General features: G+C 35.6%; 17 protein-coding genes. 13 read left to right on the forward strand and 4 right to left on the reverse strand.

Annotation, left to right across the window (positions count from 1 at the left end; genetic code table 11):
• Positions 1-140: 140 nt before the first annotated feature.
• The 10 genes from ACW0JX_RS06580 (at position 141) to ACW0JX_RS06625 (ending at position 10,727) form a co-directional block, all read left to right on the forward strand.
• Positions 141-1,508 (forward strand): aldehyde dehydrogenase, encoded by a 1,368-nt coding sequence (locus tag ACW0JX_RS06580; RefSeq protein ID WP_089170656.1) that lies wholly within the window; start codon positions 141-143, stop codon positions 1,506-1,508.
• 239 nt (positions 1,509-1,747) lie between these two features.
• A complete protein-coding gene (gene potA, locus ACW0JX_RS06585; protein ID WP_000720333.1) occupies positions 1,748-2,731 on the forward strand; it encodes a spermidine/putrescine ABC transporter ATP-binding protein PotA in 984 nt (327 codons plus the stop codon).
• A complete protein-coding gene (gene potB, locus ACW0JX_RS06590; RefSeq protein WP_000715500.1) occupies positions 2,728-3,576 on the forward strand; it encodes a spermidine/putrescine ABC transporter permease PotB in 849 nt (282 codons plus the stop codon). Before potA ends, potB begins: the two co-directional genes overlap by 4 nt.
• 6 nt (positions 3,577-3,582) lie before the next feature.
• On the forward strand, positions 3,583-4,383 hold the full coding sequence (gene potC / locus ACW0JX_RS06595; RefSeq protein WP_000714190.1) for a spermidine/putrescine ABC transporter permease PotC: 801 nt from the start codon (positions 3,583-3,585) through the stop codon (positions 4,381-4,383).
• A gap of 38 nt (positions 4,384-4,421) precedes the next feature.
• Complete coding sequence (gene potD / locus ACW0JX_RS06600) at positions 4,422-5,471, forward strand: spermidine/putrescine ABC transporter substrate-binding protein PotD (RefSeq protein WP_000772490.1); 1,050 nt, start codon at positions 4,422-4,424, stop codon at positions 5,469-5,471.
• Between the two features lie 59 nt (positions 5,472-5,530).
• Positions 5,531-6,178 (forward strand): phosphatase PAP2 family protein, encoded by a 648-nt coding sequence (locus ACW0JX_RS06605; protein WP_053564950.1) that lies wholly within the window; start codon positions 5,531-5,533, stop codon positions 6,176-6,178.
• 111 nt (positions 6,179-6,289) lie between these two features.
• Positions 6,290-8,482 carry an MMPL family transporter gene (locus ACW0JX_RS06610; RefSeq protein ID WP_075718793.1) on the forward strand — a complete coding sequence of 731 codons (2,193 nt, stop codon included), beginning with the start codon at positions 6,290-6,292 and terminating at the stop codon, positions 8,480-8,482.
• Between the two features lie 101 nt (positions 8,483-8,583).
• Positions 8,584-9,000 carry a hypothetical protein gene (locus tag ACW0JX_RS06615; RefSeq protein WP_000490302.1) on the forward strand — a complete coding sequence of 139 codons (417 nt, stop codon included), beginning with the start codon at positions 8,584-8,586 and terminating at the stop codon, positions 8,998-9,000.
• A 100-nt stretch (positions 9,001-9,100) separates the two neighbouring features.
• Entirely contained in the window at positions 9,101-10,024 is a 924-nt protein-coding gene (locus tag ACW0JX_RS06620; RefSeq protein ID WP_089170658.1) for an RluA family pseudouridine synthase, read from the forward strand.
• 91 nt (positions 10,025-10,115) lie between these two features.
• A complete protein-coding gene (locus ACW0JX_RS06625) occupies positions 10,116-10,727 on the forward strand; it encodes a DUF1648 domain-containing protein (RefSeq protein ID WP_459245520.1) in 612 nt (203 codons plus the stop codon).
• Between the two features lie 40 nt (positions 10,728-10,767).
• Here the strand turns inward: ACW0JX_RS06625 and ACW0JX_RS06630 are convergent, their stop codons facing one another.
• The 4 genes from ACW0JX_RS06630 to ACW0JX_RS06645 form a co-directional block, all read right to left on the reverse strand.
• On the reverse strand, positions 10,768-11,595 hold the full coding sequence (locus tag ACW0JX_RS06630) for a CAP domain-containing protein (RefSeq protein ID WP_000747596.1): 828 nt from the start codon (positions 11,593-11,595) through the stop codon (positions 10,768-10,770).
• A 465-nt stretch (positions 11,596-12,060) separates the two neighbouring features.
• A complete protein-coding gene (locus ACW0JX_RS06635) occupies positions 12,061-13,389 on the reverse strand; it encodes a (Fe-S)-binding protein (protein WP_459245521.1) in 1,329 nt (442 codons plus the stop codon).
• Positions 13,386-14,798 (reverse strand): glycolate oxidase subunit GlcD, encoded by a 1,413-nt coding sequence (glcD, locus tag ACW0JX_RS06640; protein WP_000890755.1) that lies wholly within the window; start codon positions 14,796-14,798, stop codon positions 13,386-13,388. Before glcD ends, ACW0JX_RS06635 begins: the two co-directional genes overlap by 4 nt.
• Positions 14,799-14,915: 117 nt before the next feature.
• Complete coding sequence (locus ACW0JX_RS06645) at positions 14,916-16,031, reverse strand: CdaR family transcriptional regulator (RefSeq protein WP_095691193.1); 1,116 nt, start codon at positions 16,029-16,031, stop codon at positions 14,916-14,918.
• 136 nt (positions 16,032-16,167) lie between these two features.
• On the opposite strand from ACW0JX_RS06645, the gene ACW0JX_RS06650 reads away from it, so the two are divergent.
• Genes ACW0JX_RS06650 through ACW0JX_RS06660 form a run of 3 tightly spaced genes read left to right on the forward strand, consistent with a single transcriptional unit; the run spans position 16,168 to position 19,210 of the window.
• On the forward strand, positions 16,168-17,142 hold the full coding sequence (locus ACW0JX_RS06650) for a YncE family protein (protein WP_095691192.1): 975 nt from the start codon (positions 16,168-16,170) through the stop codon (positions 17,140-17,142).
• A complete protein-coding gene (locus tag ACW0JX_RS06655) occupies positions 17,135-17,806 on the forward strand; it encodes a response regulator transcription factor (RefSeq protein ID WP_016082390.1) in 672 nt (223 codons plus the stop codon). Before ACW0JX_RS06650 ends, ACW0JX_RS06655 begins: the two co-directional genes overlap by 8 nt.
• A 3-nt stretch (positions 17,807-17,809) precedes the next feature.
• Positions 17,810-19,210: a sensor histidine kinase gene (locus tag ACW0JX_RS06660; protein ID WP_053564942.1), complete on the forward strand. Its 1,401-nt coding sequence runs from the start codon at positions 17,810-17,812 to the stop codon at positions 19,208-19,210.
• Positions 19,211-19,301: the final 91 nt, after the last annotated feature.

The following is a 19,301-nucleotide window of genomic DNA, read 5'->3' on the forward strand; positions in this document are numbered from 1 at the left end:
GTAGTTTTTTTGTGAGCAATGAATTTTATATAGCTGAAAAAGTCATATATAATGTAACTTTAAGAATAGAAATTTGTTATATATGAAGTCTATATAAATAATGAAAGAATTGGATAAAAATAGTGGGAGAAGGTGAGTGAATGAGTATTTCCTCTATTGTAAGTAGGCAAAAGGAATATTTTTTAAAAGGGCATACGAGAAGCATCGAAATAAGAAAGAATAATTTGAAGAAGCTTTATGAAGGCATTCAGCATTTTGAAGAAGAAATATTTCAGGCGTTGAAATTAGATTTAAATAAGTCAGTTCACGAGTCGTTTACAACGGAAGTTGGATATGTATTAAAAGAAATTTCCTTTCAATTGAAACATATGTCATCATGGAGTAAACCGAAGCGAGTTCGAACAGCACTCACTCATTTTGGATCAAAAGGAAAAGTAGTGCCAGAACCGTATGGTGTGACGCTTATTATTGCACCGTGGAACTATCCTTTTCAATTAGCAATTGCACCACTTGTAGGGGCACTGGCAGCTGGAAATACAATCGTTTTAAAGCCGTCAGAGTTAACGCCAAGCGTTTCAAAAGTGCTTAAGAGAATGTTAGGTGAATTATTCCCAGAAGAGCTTGTAGCGGTAGTAGAAGGTGGCGTTGAAGAGAGTACATCTTTGCTGAGGGAACCAATTGATTATATTTTCTTTACTGGTAGTGTTGGCGTTGGAAAAGTTGTAATGGAAGCAGCAGCGAAACAGTTGACGCCGCTTACGTTAGAACTTGGCGGGAAAAGTCCTTGTATTGTACATAGAGATGCAAAGATAGAGATGACAGCAAGAAGAATTGTTTGGGGTAAGTTTTTAAATGCAGGGCAGACGTGTGTAGCGCCTGATTATATGTACGTGCATTCTTCCGTGAAAGAACAGCTAGTTGAGGCACTGCGACATGAAATTACAGAGCAGTATAGTAAAGAACCTTTGCAAAATGAAAATTATGTGCGTATTGTAAGTGAGCGTCATTTTGAACGATTATGTGGATTTTTACAGGATGGTCAAGTCGTAATTGGTGGAAACTATGAGAAAGATACATTACATATTGAACCGACAGTACTAGCGGATGTTACATGGCAAGATGCTGTTATGGAAGATGAAATTTTTGGTCCGATTTTACCAATCATAGAGTACGACAATATAGAAGATGTAATTGGCACAATCCAGCAACATCCGAAGCCGTTAGCGTTATATGTATTTTCGGAAGATAAAGAAGTACAAAAGAAAGTGACGAGTAATATTTCATATGGTGGAGGCTGTATTAATGATGTTGTCTACCATCTTGCCACGCCATATTTACCTTTTGGGGGTGTTGGAAGTAGTGGATTAGGGGGTTATCATGGGGAAGAAAGTTTTCGGACTTTTTCACATTATAAAAGCATTTTAGCCCAATCTACAGCATTCGACATGAAAATTCGTTACTCTTCTACAAAAAGTGCTTTAAAATTCATACGAAAGTTGTTAAAATGATGATGGTGTTTATCAGTAGGCGTAGCCGTATGATAATAGCCCCTTCGCGATGGAAGGGGTTTTTCTGTTCGACGTTATGTATCATGCGAAAATGAATCAAACATACTACATAAAGAATAGAAACGAACGCTTGCTAAATAACCATTTTTGTTTGGATCGAAACAAAAAATAGTCTATAGAACATAAATATTTATTCATGAATATAAAAATTTAAAATTTAAGGTAGATAGGACGGGAAAATGAAAAAGATTATTAAAGTTGAAGCAGTTGAAAAACATTTTGGAAATCAAGTGATTATCCCACCTCTTTCTTTAGATATTAAAGAGGGAGAGTTTTTAACAATTTTAGGGCCGAGTGGCTGCGGGAAAACGACTTTACTTCGTATGATCGCAGGATTTGAAACTCCAACTAAAGGGAATCTTTTATTAGATGATGAAAGAATTAACGATTTGCCGCCATATAAGCGTCATATGAACCTAGTGTTCCAACATTACGCACTATTCCCACATATGACAGTAGAGAAGAATATTTGTTTTGGTATGAAAATGCAGAAAGTATCAGCAGCAGAGCAGAAAGAGCGTGCTGAAGAGGCAATGCGTTTAACGCAGTTACTTGAGTTCCGTAATCGTAAACCTGCTAAGCTTTCTGGTGGACAACAGCAGCGTGTTGCAATTGCAAGAGCGATTGTAAATAATCCGCGTGTATTACTATTAGATGAGCCACTTGGAGCGCTTGACTTTAAGTTACGAAAAGACTTGCAACGTGAATTGAAAAACTTACAACGTAATTTAGGAATTACGTTTATATACGTAACGCACGATCAAGAAGAAGCAATGAGCATGAGCGATCGTATCGTCGTTATGAATAAAGGACATATCGAACAAATTGGAACGCCGAAAGAAATTTATAATAAGCCGAAAACATTGTTCGTTGCGACATTCATCGGTGAAAATAATATTGTGAAAAATGGGGAAGGCTATGTAGCAATTCGCCCTGAAAATGTGAAAGTACGTTCGGTTGAAGAACCAATTTTAAAAGAATACCATCTTGGACATATTGAAGATATCGAGTTTGTCGGAAATATGGAGAAGCTTTATGTACGTGATGAGAAAACATCAGAATTACTAATGGCATATCAAACTGCTGAAGAGGCAGCGCAGTGGAGCATTGGAGATAATGTATATGTAGGCTGGGAGCAAGAGGACGAGGTGACCTTAAATTGAAAAAAGGGAAATTACTCGCACTACCTACAGTCGCGTGGCTGTTAATTTTCTTCCTAATCCCGCTCGTATTCGTATTAGGATTCGCCTTCATGCAGCGCGGAGCTTACGGGACAGTAGAAATGCAATTTACGCTGGAGAATATATCCCGTGTGTTTGATCCATTGTACTTAGGAACGTTATGGGAAACTGTTAAGATTGCAGTTATTACTACAGTAATATGTTTATTAATTGGTTATCCATTTGCGTATACAATTACAATTGTTGACCGCAAATATCGTTCTATTCTTTTATTATTGGCAACGATCCCGTTTTGGATTAACTTTCTTGTTCGTTCATACGCATGGATTGTTATTTTACGTTCACAAGGTCTTGTGAATACGTTGTTATTAAAACTCGGCATTATTAGTGAACCGTTAAATTTATTATATAATACGCCTTCTGTAATACTCGGAATGGTCTATTCTTTATTACCATTTATGATTTTACCAGTATATGCAGCAATTGAGCAGCTGGATAAGCGTAAGCTAGAAGCGGCTTATGATTTAGGAGCAACACCAATAAAGGCATTTTGGAATATAACAGTGCCGATGACAATGTCAGGAATTGCGACTGGTTCTATTTTAGTATTCGTTTCTTCTATCGGAATGTTTGTTGTATCAGACGTGATGGGCGGATCAAAAGTAGCATTAATCGGAAACGTTATTCAAAACCAATTCTTAGGTGCACGTGACTGGCCGTTTGGATCTGCGTTATCAATTATCGTTGTTCTATTCTCTGTTCTGTTAATTTACTTATATTATCGTGCAACGAAAGTATATAAATATAATGAGAACGGAGGGGAATAGGCAAAGATGAAGAAGTTTTTAGTTTCTTATTCTTGGTTAATTTTGTTATTCTTGTATTTTCCAATGATGGTTTTAATGGTCTATTCTTTCAACGACTCTCGCATTAATGCGGAGTGGGAAGGTTTTACATTCCATTGGTATACAGATTTATTTCAAAAACAAGATGTTATTGATGCATTTGTAAATAGTATTACGATTGCAGTTATAACAACGATTGTGACAACGGTACTTGGTGTATTCTTTGCGATTGCTTTACATCGTTATAAATATCGTTTCGAAGGGGCTATTAATGGCCTTGTATATTTACCAATTTTAATTCCTGATATTTTAATGGGATTATCTTTACTAATTCTTTTCAGTCAGCTAGGAATGGAACTTGGACAAACAACGATTATTATTGCACATATTACATTTAGTATTTCGTTTGTTGTTGTTATTTTAGCTGCGCGTCTTTCAAGTATGGGACGTGACTTAGAAGAAGCTGCAAATGATTTAGGAGCAACGCCTTGGCAAACGTTCCGTTTTGTAACGTTCCCAGCAATTGCACCGGGAGTTATTTCAGCAGCATTATTAACATTCACATTATCAATTGATGATTTTGTAATTAGTTTCTTCGTATCAGGACCAGGATCAACAACATTGCCATTATACATTTACAGTATGGTTAAGCGCGGAGTATCACCAGAAATTAATGCTCTTTCTACAATTTTAATTGTTGCTATCGTAGGATTAATGGTTCTATCTGAAATCTTCCGTAACAAAGGTGCAGATGGTGAAGAAAACTCTGGAGGACACCTTCCTTTATAATACGAACGATATAGAAAGTACGAGGGGGTAATAAACCGATGAAATTAATGAAAAGAATAGCTGGCGCAGCAATTAGCTTTAGCCTTGTTGCTGGTGTGCTTGCTGGTTGTGGTGAAAAGAAAGAAGAATTAAATATTTATAGCTGGGCTGACAATTTTGATGAGCAAGTGCTAAGAGATTTTGAAAAGAAGTATAATGTGAAAATTAACTATGATAAGTACGCAAGTAACGAAGAAATGCTTGCGAAATTACAAGCTGGTGGCGCAAAGTATGATTTAATTCAACCATCTGATTACATGGTTAAAACAATGGCAAAAATGGATTTATTAGCGCCGTTAGATAAAAAGAATATCCCAAATATCGAAAACATGGTTTCTAATTTCAAAACACCTGCGTTTGATCCAGAGAATAAATATTCTTTAGTGTACACTTGGGGTGTAACAGGGATTGCATACAATAAAAAGTATGTGAAAGAAGCACCTACAAGCTGGGCTGACTTATGGAATGAGAAATATAAAGGACATGTAACGTTATTAAACGATTCTCGTGAAGTATTAGGAGTGGGTCTTAAGAAGCACGGGTTCTCAAACAGTACAAAAGAAGATGCAGAGTTAAAGACAGCAGCGGATGATTTAAAGAAGCTGCTTCCAAACTTATTAGCATTTGATACAGATAACATTAAACAAAAATTCATTACAGAAGATGCTTGGATCGGAACAGTTTGGTCTGGAGATGCAGCATTTATCGCAAAAGATAATAAAGATGTAGAATACGTTGTACCAAAAGAAGGTGGCACAATTTGGGCTGATACGTTAGCAATTCCAAAAGGTGCAAAACATAAAGAGCTTGCTGAGAAGTTTATGAACTACTTACTTGATGAAAAAGTAAGTGTGAAAAACTACGAGTCAATTGGTTACAGTAATCCAAATGAAAAAGCTCATCCTCTTCATAGTAAAGAATACCGTGATAATCACATGATTTTCTTAACGAAAGAAGAGTTAGATCGTACAGAATGGCTTGTTGATGTAGACGATAAGTTAAAAGACTATGATCGTTACTGGACAGAGCTAAAAACAAAAGGTAAATAAGTAAGAAAATGCGGTTTCTAAAGTAGAAATCGCATTTTTTCATAGTAGGAGGAAATCGTTTGAAGAAGAAGTTACATCAGTATGAGGTAATATGTATCGGTTTATTATTTGCTGTATTTAGTATTGTTGCTTGGCGCGTACATGCAGGTGGCGTTACAGTAATGGATACATATGTCCGCGGATTAGTAAAAGGGCTACAAACGGAAAGTTCCCTTACATTTTTCTCGTACTTTACAAAATTGGGGTCAGCAATTGGGATAGCTGCTACGCTCGTTATAAGTTTGCTTGTTTTTTGGAAGAAGCGTTATTATGCTGCGATGATTGTGTATCCAATGGGAATTTTAATAACACATCTTGTGAATAAAGGGATAAAAGAGATTGTAAAGAGAGAACGTCCGTCATTAAATGAAGCGTTAGATGCACTTGGATATAGTTTTCCTAGTGGACATGCAATGCTATCGATTATGACATTTGGATTTCTTGCTTATATCATTGCTGCTAATTTGAAAAGCATAGCTGGGAAATGTGTCATAACGATTTTGATGGGTATAGTAATCCTATCGATTGGATTAAGTAGAGTCATTTTAAATGTACATTACCCAACTGATATTTTAGCTGGTTACTGCGTAGGTGGTATTTTGTTAGTTATCGCTATTTACTATCATCGTTTACTTACTGAGAGATTGGGGCTTAATAAAGAGAGATAGAAAAAACGCCTGGAAAAACTATCATTATAGTGTTCCTAGGCGTTTTTTGTTTGTATAAAGATATGATACAGTATAAGTGACAATTGAATTATTTAAAGTAGGTGAAAATGTGTGAAGACAAATGTTCATAAAGTTGATAAGTGGGGGAAGTTAGGAGCTTTTTTGTATCAATTTCGTTATACAGTAATTGTAGCGTTACTGTTGCTTGCAATCGCACTTGGGATTTTTGCTCCAAAGCTACCGGGAGTATTAGGTGGTGACGGTTTCCAAACGGAAGGCGACTATCAAAAAACAAAAGAAATTTTAGATAAAGATTTTAAGAAGTCTCAAGATACGCTTCTGCTCGTTTTTGAGAAAAATAAAGATGCTTCGCATGAGGAATTTAAAAAGCGAATAGATGAAATTGTAAAGAATGTTCAAGAGAAAGAGAACTATGAATCTTTCCATCACCCAATCCAAAATAAAGAAATGCTACAAGATGACATCGGTTATGCGACAATTTTATTTTCCGGGAAAACAAATAAAGAAAGACTGGAAAAGACATTACAATTTGCTAATGAGATTGAGAAAGAAAGTAATGTAGCATTAAAAGTAACACCTACAGGATTTCCGAAAATTAATCAAGAGATTAATGAAAGAACGCAAAATGATTTAAAAGTAGCAGAAATGATTGGATTACCAATTGCGTTTCTTGTATTACTATTTTCGTTTGGTAGCCTTTTGGCATCAATTTTACCGATTTTGAATGGAGCGCTTAGTGTTATTAGCACGATGGGTATATTATATTTCATCGGTGTGGATAAAGAACTATCTATTTTCGTGTTAAACGTTGCACCGATGATTGGACTTGCACTATCTATTGATTTTGCGCTATTATTTGTGAACCGTTTTCGAGAGGAAGTTGCTAAACGAACGGTAAAAGAAGCGATAGCAATTACATATCAGACGGCAGGACGTGCAATTGTATTTTCAGGATTATGCGTATTTGTTGGGTTATCCGGTTTGTTTTTCTTTAAGATAGATTATATTCAATCTGTCGCAATTAGCGGAATGATTGTTGTGATTATGAGCATTTTATTCTCACTCACACTTCTTCCAGCGTTATTATCGTTAATCGGTAAAAAGATATTAAAAAAGAATCAAGTAGCACATACGCCGGCAAAAGCATGGCGTAAATTTGCACAATTTGTGATGAAACATCCAATTGCAATGATTGTTGTTGTTACAACATTTATTGTTATTTGCTTATTACCGTTACGTACAGCTAATTTGCAGTTCCCTAGTGTTGAAGCTTTACCTGAAAAGAGTGATACAAGGATTGCATATGAAAAGTATGAAGAAGCATTTAATAAAACTGTCAAAACACACGCTGATGTTACGTTAGTTGTAGAGACGAAAAAAGATATGAAAGAAAAAGAAAGTCTACAAAAGATAGAAGAAGTCGTCCAAAAGTTAAAAGATGATAAGAAAGTATATGAAGTAAGAAGTTTATACGACGGGTTAACTGGAATGAAAGCAGATCAAGTTGTTGGAATATTGCAGTCGCCAGAAGCAGCGAAACTAACCCCTGTATTTGAAGCATACACAAAAGGGAATAAGACGACGATAGAAGTCTTTTTGAAAACAAAACCACGTACAGAGACTGCAAAACAGTGGGTGCGTGACTTTAAAAAGAACTATAAAGAAACGAATGTTACGTATTATCTAGGCGGAATGACGACGTTTCAACAAGAATTAGAAGATGAAATTAAAGATAAAGTTGTAATTGGTATGTCTGTTATATTTGGATCGACCTTTGTTATATTATTATTTGCATTCCGATCTATACTCATTCCAATTAAGGCAATTATTATGAATATACTTAGTTTGAGTGCAACCATTGGAATTGTTGTTTGGTTATTTGAAGGTGGTCATTTCGGTTTAGAAGCGAGTCCGGTTCTGTTTGTCTTACCAATCTTCATTTTTGGCCTCGTATTTGGGCTTAGTATGGATTATGAAGTATTTCTTATTTCACGTATTCACGAGCTCTATGAAGAAACAGGAGATAACGATCAAGCAACGTTAGAAGGGCTCGTTTCAACAAGTAGAATCATTACATCAGCTGCATTAATTATGATTGTTGTAACGGGTGCATTCGCATTTACTGATATTTTACCAGTAAAGCAGATGGGGCTTGGCGTGGCATTAGCAATATTTCTTGATGCAACAATTATTCGTCTTATGCTCGTTCCAAGCTTAATGAAGTTATTTGGAGACTGGAATTGGTGGTTACCATTTCGAAAAAAACGAGAAAAATCATCGTAAAAAAATGCTCATCATATTGATGAGCATTTTTTATGAATAGCAAGACCTACATTTTGCAAATAGTATGTGATAAGAACATTACATACAAGTAGGTGAAGGCAATGTTTCGTTATTTTAAGTTTAAGTTAAATGATACAGTACAGTTTGCAGAAAACGATGGGCATATGTATCGCATTGTCGGTTATCGGTTAGAAAAGGGATTTTATCCAAAAGATGAATGGACTCATATCATTTATGAACTACTTAGAGAATTTGACGGGTATACGATGGATGCAGAGGAGGAAGAACTTGTAAAGGTCGTTCAAGTAGAGGATGAGTATTACAAAATACAAGAAGTGTCAGGTTATCGTTATCCAGTAAAAATGAAACAAAAACAACAAGTGATGAAAATAGAAAGGATGGACGATTTATTAGATGCTTACAATGACTATAAAAGGTTGGCGGATTTCTTTAAAGATTTATCGTATGAACAAAAAGCTGAAGAAGTATTGTTAGAAATGAAAAGACTTAGAGCTTGAGGGGCAGTCTATTATAAGACTGTCCTCTATTTTTGACGGTGCACCAAAGTGTGTTTTCCGTTACAATGAGAGAATCAATAGAAATAAGGTGATAAACAGTATGGAAACAAAGAAAAAGGGCGAATGGTGTGAAATTACCGTTCCAGCTAAATGGAATGGTATAAGTATTGAATCGGTATTAAAAGTAGAATGGGAAATACCGAAAAAGCTATTACATCAGCTTCGTATGGAAAAAGGTGTTACGGTTAACGGAGAACAAAGAAGATGGAATGAGCTTTTAAAAGAGAACGATAAGTTACAAGTTCATATGTTTGCGGAGGAAGAGTACGGTGTGGATCCAGAATATGGTGAATTGCATGTAGTATACGAAGATGATCACGTACTCATCGTAAATAAACCAGAGAAAATGGACACACATCCTGCTGAAAAAGGTGGAACCGGGACGCTTGCAAATCTTGTTGCTTTTCATTTTCAAATGCAAGGTTTAGAGACGAAGGTGCGTCATATTCATCGTTTAGATAAAGATACGACAGGTGGTGTCGTATTTGCTAAGCATAGAATTGCTGGTGCAATTATGGATCGTTTATTAATGGAACGAAAAATTAAAAGGACGTACGCAGCGCTCGTTGAAGGGAAAGTAAAGAAGAAACAAGGAATGATTGATGCTGCTATTGGAAGGGATCGCCATCATGCTACAAGGCGTCGTATTTCTCCAAAAGGTGACCAAGCTATCACATATTATAAAGTAGAAAAGTATTTTAAGAAGCAAAACACGACTTTTGTAACGTTACAATTAGAAACGGGTAGAACGCATCAAATTCGTGTTCATATGAGCCATAATGGTAATCCACTAGTTGGGGATGTATTATATGGTGGACAAACAAAATATATGTCCAGTCAAGCATTGCATGCGATGAAGATAAATTTCTTACATCCAATTACGAAAGAAGCGATTGAAGTTGATGTGCCGTTTCCTACAAAGTTAGATAATAAAATAAGAGAATTTCAAAAAGAAAATGCGTAAAGTATAAGTTTTAATTTGAAAAAAGTAGATTTTTGCAGGGATTTCTCTAAAAGAAGCGAAGCCGTTAAGAGAAAAGAGAGGTGAGAATCACTTGATCAAATATAAGTATGTACTTGGAATATTTTTCGCTTGTCTTTTAGTTACTCTATGTCTCTATCCCTATTTACCAACTCGTATGGCAGTACATTGGAATGTAAATGGTGAGCCAAACGTGTTTATGAGTAAACACGTTGTTGTAGCATTTATTCCTTGTTTTATTATTTTTTCATATGGATTTTTGTATATTATTTCACATAATATATTTAAGTTTAATGAAAGAGAGCATTGTATTATAGACGGATTTATAAAGAAAATTACGTTATTTATGTTGTTTATTCATATGCTTATCCTCTTTATTAATTTTGAGGATTTGATATCCTTTCAAACAGGATTAACGATTGGGATTAGTATGTTTCTTTTTATGCTGAGTAAAGAATTTAAGAAAATAAAAGGCAAAGAAAAAGAAAAAGACCCAATTAAATTACAAAAAATTTGTTTAGTGAGTAGACGGATTTTTCAAGTGATGGCATGTGGCATATTGTTTTCATTGTTTTTGAACTTAGAGTGGGGATTTTATGTATTGCTTAGTGTAATAAGCTGTGGATCTATGTTGTTTATGTTATATATTTTCTATTCATACATAATAGAAAGCTATGAAACTTAAAAAAGAGTCTTCTCATTATGAGAAGACTCTTTTAATTTATTTACTTCGTAATAAATTGTTGTGTCCAGTAGTTGCCGCTTTCTACATAACCAACACCGATGTGAGTGAAGCCGTTATTTAAGATGTTTGCACGGTGTCCAGCGCTGTTCATCCAAGCTTGTACTACTTCTTCAGGTGTACGTTGACCTTGAGCGATGTTTTCACCTGCAGATGTATAAGAAATACCAAATTTCTTCATCATGTCAAACGGAGACCCGTATGTAGGGCTGTTATGATCAAAGTAGTTGTTTTTTTGCATATCTTCAGACTTAATACGTGCTACTTTGCTTAATTCAGTATCGATTTTTAGTGCTGGTAAGCCTTGTTTTGCACGCTCAGCGTTTGTTAATTCAACAACACGTTGTTCAAACTCGCTTAAAGATTTTGCTTCTTCAGCAGGCTTTTGCTCAGCTGGTTTTTGTTCAGCAGGTTTTTGAGTATTGTTGTTTTCAGCAGGCTTTTGAGCTTCTGGTTTTTGAACTTCTTCAGCAGGCTTTTGCTCGGCAGGTTTTTGCTCAACTGGCTTTTGAGTTTCTGGCTTAGCTGTTGGTTGCTCAGTTACAACATTTTCAGTAGGTTGTTGACCAGGAATGAAGCAGTTTGGTTGGAAGTTTCCTTGTTGCCATTGTGCTAATGATTCAACTCCCATAGATTGTAAGAATGCTTGTAATTCTTGTTGGCTCATTTGTTTCATCATTACTTTTGAATGCTGAATATTTTGAACCTTTACGTTAGATGGTTGTACTGTTGCAGCTTGTGCATCTAGAGAAGATACTCCTAAAGTAAGAGCTGTTGCAGCAGCTACAGATAATAAAACACGCTTTTTCATGATGTGTGTCCCCCTATATAAAGTTTTAATTTGTTTTCACACGATTTGTTTTTGACAGCCTGTCTGACTGACAAATTCATCGTAGCATACAATTTGCGAGAAAAAAGATGGAAAAAAATTCATAGACTTTAAAATTACCTAATTTATCCTAAGAGAAGAAGGGGGCAAAAATAAGAGAAATATAGAGTATAAAAGGAATTTATAGTGTTTTTATACTTGGTTTTAAGAGGGGGTTTTTGGATAAAGTTACCTAAATAGAAAATGAAGAATCCTATTGTATCAATGGTTTGAACGTTTTTTTGAGGAATATAATGGATTGATTTTTACAAAACTGTAATGTTTCTGTTGTTCTTTTTTATAATAAAGTAACATATTTTTAATGTTGTAGCAGACAAAAAAGCGGCTATCTCTTTACATAGACGAAGGAGATAGCCGTTTTCCTATTATTACGTATGTTACGAGTTATTACGAGTTAGTTTCAATTGCTTCTAATAATAAATCCACAATGTGAATTCCTCTCATTTTATGAGAAAGCCCTTCTCGCTCAATGCCCAATTTCATTTGTAATAAACAACCTGGATTTGCAGTAACAATGGTTGCTGCGTCTGTTTCATGCACACGGTCCATTTTGTAATCTAGAAATTCCATTGATAACTCTGAATGAACAATATTGTAAATACCAGCAGAGCCACAGCAGCGGTCGGCATCTTTCATTTCTCGATATGTTGCACCCTGGATAGCCTCTAGTAACATACGAGGTTCAGAAGATGTGCGCATAACATTGCGTAAATGACAAGAGTCTTGATACGTAATAACTTGCGGTGTGAGTCGTAAGTCAGTTCGCTTATGGAAGTCTAGTTCTACTAGTATAGCAGTAATATCTTTAATTTTAGAAACAAACTGCTTAGCACGTTCAGCCCAATCCGGATCATCCTTTAAAAGGTAATCATAGTCTACGAGATAAGCCCCGCAACCACCTGCATTCGTAATAACATAGTCGATGTTTAAATCTTCGAATGCTTTTATATTTCGCTTTGCTAATTTTTTTGCTCCACTCTTTTCACCAGCATGTCCATGCAATGCACCGCAGCAACTTTGTGTTTTTGGAATAACGATATCACAACCAGCTAATTGAAGAAGTTTCATCGTTGCGTTATTTGTTTCTAAAAACATCGTATCCATTAAGCAGCCTGTGAAGAATGCAACTTGTTTTTTCTTTGTACTTTCTGCAGGTAAAAATGAAGGACGATCTTTCATGGCTTTCATTTTAGGGACTTTTGGTAAAACGAGATCCATCGTTGCAAGTGTTTCAGGGAATAACTTCATAATCCCTGTTTTATGTGTTAGCGTTTGTAAACCAGAACGTTGATAAAATCCGATTAGTCCAGTTAATGTTCTCATTCGATTTTGATGGGGGAATAGTCCTTCAAAAACGACTTTTCGAACAGCTTTCACTGGCACTGAGAATTTTTTATTTTGATTAATAATATCACGAGCTTCTTCTAATAAATGTCCATAATTTACACCAGATGGACAAACAGGTTCACAAGCACGGCAACCAAGACAAACGTTTAATGTATGTTCAACATCTTCATCTGGTTCGATTAAACCATCAACGACTGCTTTCATCAATGCGATACGTCCGCGTGGTGAATGTGACTCTTTATATCCGGATTGAATGTAGGTAGGACAAGTAGGTAAACAAAAACCGCATCGCATACAGTTTAGTAATTCATCTTCACTTAATCGTTCTTTAAATTCTTTTTGAATATTTTCTTTATTTAATGTGGTCATTGCTCAACCACCACTCTTTTTCGAGTGTCTTTCGCGAACATTTTTCCAGGATTCATAATGTTATTTGGATCGAAAGCTTGCTTTATTCCTTGCATAGCTGCAATACCTTCTTTACCTAATTTCATTTCTAAATATGGAGCTTTCATTGCACCAACACCATGTTCACCAGTAATTGTGCCACCAAGTTCAATTGCTTTCGCAAATATTTCAGCAAAAGCTTGTTCAGCTCGGTGCATTTCTTCTGCATTACGAGCGTCTGTCATACAAGTTGGATGTAAATTACCATCACCAGCGTGTCCAAACGTACAAATAGGAATATTATATTTTTTTGCAATGGCATTAATAGCTTCAACCATCGGAGCGATTTGTGAACGTGGTACAGTCGCATCTTCTAATATTGTAGTAGGTTTTAATCGTGCGAGCGCTGATAGAGCACTACGGCGAGCGGTACGAAGCGCATCTGCTTCTGTTTCGTCTTTTGCAATGCGAACATCAACTGCATTCATAGAGCGGCAAACATTAGCCATGTTTTCAATATCTCGATTGACTACTTCGGGAGGGCCGTCTTGTTCAATTAATAAAATTGCTTTTACATCTGTAGGTAAACCGATTTGCGCAAACTCTTCTACTACTTCAATTGTCGGTTGGTCTAAAAACTCCAGTGTTGCTGGAATGATTTTATTTGCAATAATAGAAGAAACAGCACGTGCAGCTTCATTAATATCTTCATATAGTGCAAGCATTGTTTTCTTTGTTTCAGGCATAGGAACAAGTTTTAATATAGCTTCTGTTACCACGCCAAGTGTTCCTTCAGAACCGATAAATAAACGAGTTAAATCGTAACCAGCTACATCTTTTGCTAATTTACCACCAGTGCGAATAATATCGCCATTTGGTAAGACAAGTTCAAGCCCCATTACATAATCACGTGTTACGCCGTATTTCAAACCGCGTAATCCACCTGAGTTTTCATTAATATTACCGCCGATTGTAGAAATTTTCATCGAGCTTGGATCTGGTGGATAAAATAAACCTTTTTCTTCTACCGCTTTAATAATATCAAGTGTAATGACACCAGCTTGTACAGTAATTGTTAAGTTTTCTTCATCAATTTCTAAAATATTGTTCATATGGCGGAAAATAAGGACGATACCGCCTTCAAGTGGACATGTTCCTGCGCAAAGATTTGTTCCAGACCCGCGCACATACACAGGAATTTTGTGAGTGTTACATACTTTTAACACTTCAGCTACTTCATTTGTATTACGAGGAGCAATGACTGCATCAGGCATTGCTTGGAAGTTTGGAGTGGCATCATAACTATAAGTTAAACGCCCCATATTGGATGTATCTACATTATCTTCGCCAACAATAGATACGAATGAATGAATAATTTGTTTTTCTAACATTGGAAATCCCCCTCAAACTGTTAACGTGTTTAGTTATAATAAACAACGTGGTAACAGTGCTTTCATTATAATGATAAAAAAGTCGAGGGATTCTTTCTATGTATAATCATCTAAAGGTTAATCTGTTTTATCGTTCTTTTTTGTATGATCATCTAATAGGAGGAGTGCGAAGTATAAAACGTTTAAGTCTTTGAATTGTTTTGGATCAAGTCCTGTATGTTCTTCAATCTTTTTTAGCCTGTAATGTAATGTGTTAATGTGTATATGTAATTGTTTAGCCGCCTGTTTATAAGATTGGTTATAATCGATAAATAAGCGCAAAGTATGCATAAGCTCAGGAAATGATAATAAGTTTTCGATGGTACGCTCTAGAAATTGTTCACGCGTTTCGGCAGAAATATCTTGTAAACACATTTCTAAACGTAAATCTTCATTAAATACAATTTTTTTCGTTTCCAATGATACAGAAAGAGCGCGTAATGCTTGTTCGTAACATATGTTCATATTGTTTGAGGTAACTGTTTGGCCAATCCCGATATATAAAGGAATAGAAAATAAAGTTTCGCAGTCTTGTTTTAACCGTTTTAAAAATTGATAAGTTTGCTCTTTGGAGCTCGTTGCTGTAAATAAAATAAAACGATCATTTCCCCAACGAACAAATAGATGCTCTTTTGTTAAAATATTACGTATGTGTTGCCATATTTTACGCTGGAGCATCGTGTCATTTTTGCCAATAGAAAACAAAATAAGTTGTTTTTTCTTATATAAATCAATGCCAAGTGTTTTGGCGCGATCGAGAAAACTCGGGGACCACTCTGTATTTTGAAGCCAATCAAAGACGAAAGCTTCATAAGAACGGTGCTCAAGTTCTAGTTGCTCTAAAAAGTAGTTTTCATGAATTAATAATTCCGTCATCTTACGCAATATTTCGCCGTATCGTGAAATATTTTCAGGTTCTCCTGTAATTCCAATGACACCAATTACTTCATCATGAAATAATAAAGGAAGATTCATCCCAGCCTTTACACCTTGCAATTGCCTTTCATCTTCTTTTGTAATGATGACGGTTTTCTTTTGTTTGGCGCAGCGGAGTGCACCTTCATGAAATTGACCAATTCTTTCTGTATCTGTACTTGCGATAATAACGCCTTCTATATTAATGATAATAATATTTTCTGTAATTAGTCTGCGTACTTCTCGTACAATTTTATTCGCTAAATCAGGAAATAGCATAATTGACACACCTCAAATTCTATTTGTTGTACATTATATATGTAAATTGAGTAAGAAAGGAAAATTTCACACTTTCCACACATTTATTTGTTATTTTACAATTATAACGAAATCATCCGAAGATGGAGGGAATCTTTTGAGAAAGTATGTTTTTCTTCTCTGTTTTTTATTTCTATTAGTAGGGTGTCAAGGAAGTGCATATACACCAATTGCTAAAGATAAAAATGTTATTATAACAACGAATATAAAAGAAGGCAGTATTAGTTTTATTGATAAAAAAGATAAAAAGTTAATCACGACATGGGAACTAAATGAGCCAATGGCTGGAATCACACTGCTTCCAAATGGTGAGGAAATACTTGTATACGGTAAGCAATTAGAATATATGTATGTATATTCACTAGCGGAAGGAAGGCAAGTGGGAAAATATAAAACTGGAAAGGGCATTGTAAATGTGGTCGTATCAGAAGATAAAAAACAATTATTTGCTGCCGATCAAAATGTTCAAAAGGTAAGGTTCTTTACGATAAATGGGAAAGAGACAGGAAATGTTTCAACAGGCAAAGGACCTATAACGATGGTAGAGTATCATAATCGGTTATCTGTATTAAACTTTTATGATACGAAACTAACGACAATTGATACGAAGAAAAAAGAGGTTGTTCAATCCTTTATGATTCCACCAGCATCAACAGGAGCAACGATTAGTCCTGATGGGAAAGAAATATGGATTGGCGGACATGGTGATGGAAATCAAGTAAATGAGAAAGTGTTAGTATATTCTTTGCAGGGTGGAGAAATGGTACGTTCTTTACATGCTCCATTTATGCCTGTGAATATAACGAAGGATAGTAAGTACGTATATGCATTAAGTCATGGGTCGAATACACTTAGAAAGTTTGATATTAGCACATATAAAGAAATAGCTTCTGTAGAAGTAGGGTCGAATCCATTTGCATTTTTGGAGAGCGGAGCAGAAGGATATGTAGCAAGTTATGATAGTGATGAAGTATGCGTTATGGATATGAAGAATTTGAAAATAAAACAAACAATTAAAGTCGGAAAAGGACCGTTTCAACTCATAGAGAGGGAAGGGAAGGACAATGAATAAATATAGAGTGCTAGTTGTAGATGATGAAAGTGATATGAGGCAGCTTGTTGGAATGTATTTGGATAACTTCGGATATGAGTGGGGAGAAGCTGAAAATGGAAAAGAGGCTCTTAAAAAAATAGAAACAGATCATTATGACTTCGTTGTATTAGATATTATGATGCCAGAAATGGATGGACTTTCAGTTTGTAAAGAAATTAGAAAAACGTCAGATGTACCGATTATATTTTTAACCGCAAAAGGTGAAGAGTGGAATAGGGTGAACGGTTTACGTATGGGAGCAGATGATTATATTGTAAAACCGTTTAGTCCTGGTGAATTGGTTGCCCGTATGGAAGCTGTGCTAAGAAGATATACAAAGCAAGAACAGCAAGAAGAGATTCAATTTGGACCAATTCTTATCAATGAAAAAAGTAGACGAATCGAGGCGGATGGTGAGTCGATTTCTCTTACTGTAAAAGAGTTTGATTTACTATATTTTCTTTGCCAACATACAGGACAAGTATTTAGCCGGGAGCAATTACTTGAAAAGGTATGGGGATATGATTATGCCGGAAGTACAAGAACAGTAGATACGCATGTGAAAACGATGCGCTTGAAGCTTGGAGAAAGTGGAAACTACATTCAAACTGTTTGGGGTGTAGGCTATAAATTCGAGGTGTAATGTATGTTTACAATGGTACAAAAACTTTGGCTTACAGTAGTATGTGCAGTATGTGTAACAGTGTCCTTTCTTTATTTCGTATCTTTATACTCGTATGAAAAATTATACGTTGATAATTTAAAAGGTTCATTAGTAATGGAAGGAAAAAATCTTGCTGCCCAATATGATAAGCACGAAGGAATATCAACTTTTGAAGAGAAAGTAAGATCGTTTGATCAAATATCTAGTTCAGACGTTATTTTCGTGTCTAATCCGCGTGATTTAAGTGCATGTTTGCCTTTTGATGTGCATCATCATTCCCTTATAAGTGAAGGAGATAGGCAAACGCTATTAGATGGGAAAACTGTGACAAAAATAGGATATGAAGAACATTTTGACCGTAATATTATGGGGGTTGTCATCCCTGTATTGGAAAATAAAAAATTAGTCGGAATTGTCTATTCGTATATTCCTTTAAAAAGTATAAAAGATTTAATCTATGATATGGGTCTTATTTTAGCACCGTTAGCAATTGCTATGATTTTAATTACTATATGGGTTGGAAGAAAAATTATAATTGCAATTACGAAGCCACTTTCGCAAATGGAACGGGTTGCAAATCATTTGGCTACGGGAGATTTCTCGGAGCGGATTACAGTTTCTTCAGAGGATGAGATTGGACGACTAGGAAAAGCATTTAATAAAATGGCCAATTCATTAGAAACAGAAGATGTAAAGCGTAAGGAATTTTTAGCAAATGTTTCGCATGAACTTAGAACACCACTTAGTTATATAAAAGGGTATAGCGAGGCTATTTTAGATGGCGTTGCTAAGGGACCGCAGCAGGAAAAAGTAACGCAGCTAATTCATAAAGAAGCAGGTCGTATGCAGCGTCTCGTTCATGACTTGTTAGACTTAGCACAATTAGAAGGTGAGCACTTTCCGTTAAAGAAGCAACCTATCGTTTTTTCACAGCTGATTGAAGACGTATTAGATACGTATGAGATTAAGTTTATAGAAAAGGAACTTCATATTTCAACCAATTTAAATCCAGAGATCATTGTCATGATTGATGAGGATCGTATGCAACAAGTGCTTCATAATGTGTTAGATAATGCGATACGGTATACAAATCAAAACGGAAATATCGTTATAACTTTAGAGCAAATCGATGATTACTGTGAATTGAAAATAAAAGATACAGGAATTGGCATTGATATAGAGCATTTGGAGAATCTTGGGGAACGCTTTTACCGAGTTGATAAAGCGAGAAGTCGTCAACACGGTGGAACAGGTTTAGGCCTTGCTATTGTGAAACAAATTGTTCATATACATGGTGGACAGTGGAAAATTGAAAGTGAAAAAGATAAGGGAACAACGGTTATTATTAAACTGAATGTACAGGATGAGGGGGGCATGTTCTAATTTTTAGGACATGTTCTTTATATTGAAGAAAATATTTATCCCGCTATTTGCCGGACAGTAAGACCCTCACCTCAAAATTCAACGGAAGCAA

This window comes from Bacillus sp. C-3-6 (assembly GCF_054509685.1).

Bases quoted from the DNA above. Each gene is read 5' to 3' on its own strand.
- ACW0JX_RS06580 (WP_089170656.1), top strand. From the start codon at position 141: ATGAGTATTTCCTCTATTGTAAGTAGGCAAAAGGAATATTTTTTAAAA.
- potA (WP_000720333.1), top strand. From the start codon at position 1,748: ATGAAAAAGATTATTAAAGTTGAAGCAGTTGAAAAACATTTTGGAAAT.
- potC (WP_000714190.1), top strand. From the start codon at position 3,583: ATGAAGAAGTTTTTAGTTTCTTATTCTTGGTTAATTTTGTTATTCTTG.
- potD (WP_000772490.1), top strand. From the start codon at position 4,422: ATGAAATTAATGAAAAGAATAGCTGGCGCAGCAATTAGCTTTAGCCTT.
- ACW0JX_RS06615 (WP_000490302.1), top strand. From the start codon at position 8,584: ATGTTTCGTTATTTTAAGTTTAAGTTAAATGATACAGTACAGTTTGCA.
- ACW0JX_RS06620 (WP_089170658.1), top strand. From the start codon at position 9,101: ATGGAAACAAAGAAAAAGGGCGAATGGTGTGAAATTACCGTTCCAGCT.
- ACW0JX_RS06630 (WP_000747596.1), bottom strand. From the start codon at position 11,595: ATGAAAAAGCGTGTTTTATTATCTGTAGCTGCTGCAACAGCTCTTACT.
- ACW0JX_RS06635 (WP_459245521.1), bottom strand. From the start codon at position 13,389: ATGACCACATTAAATAAAGAAAATATTCAAAAAGAATTTAAAGAACGA.
- glcD (WP_000890755.1), bottom strand. From the start codon at position 14,798: ATGTTAGAAAAACAAATTATTCATTCATTCGTATCTATTGTTGGCGAA.
- ACW0JX_RS06645 (WP_095691193.1), bottom strand. From the start codon at position 16,031: ATGCTATTTCCTGATTTAGCGAATAAAATTGTACGAGAAGTACGCAGA.
- ACW0JX_RS06655 (WP_016082390.1), top strand. From the start codon at position 17,135: ATGAATAAATATAGAGTGCTAGTTGTAGATGATGAAAGTGATATGAGG.
- ACW0JX_RS06660 (WP_053564942.1), top strand. From the start codon at position 17,810: ATGTTTACAATGGTACAAAAACTTTGGCTTACAGTAGTATGTGCAGTA.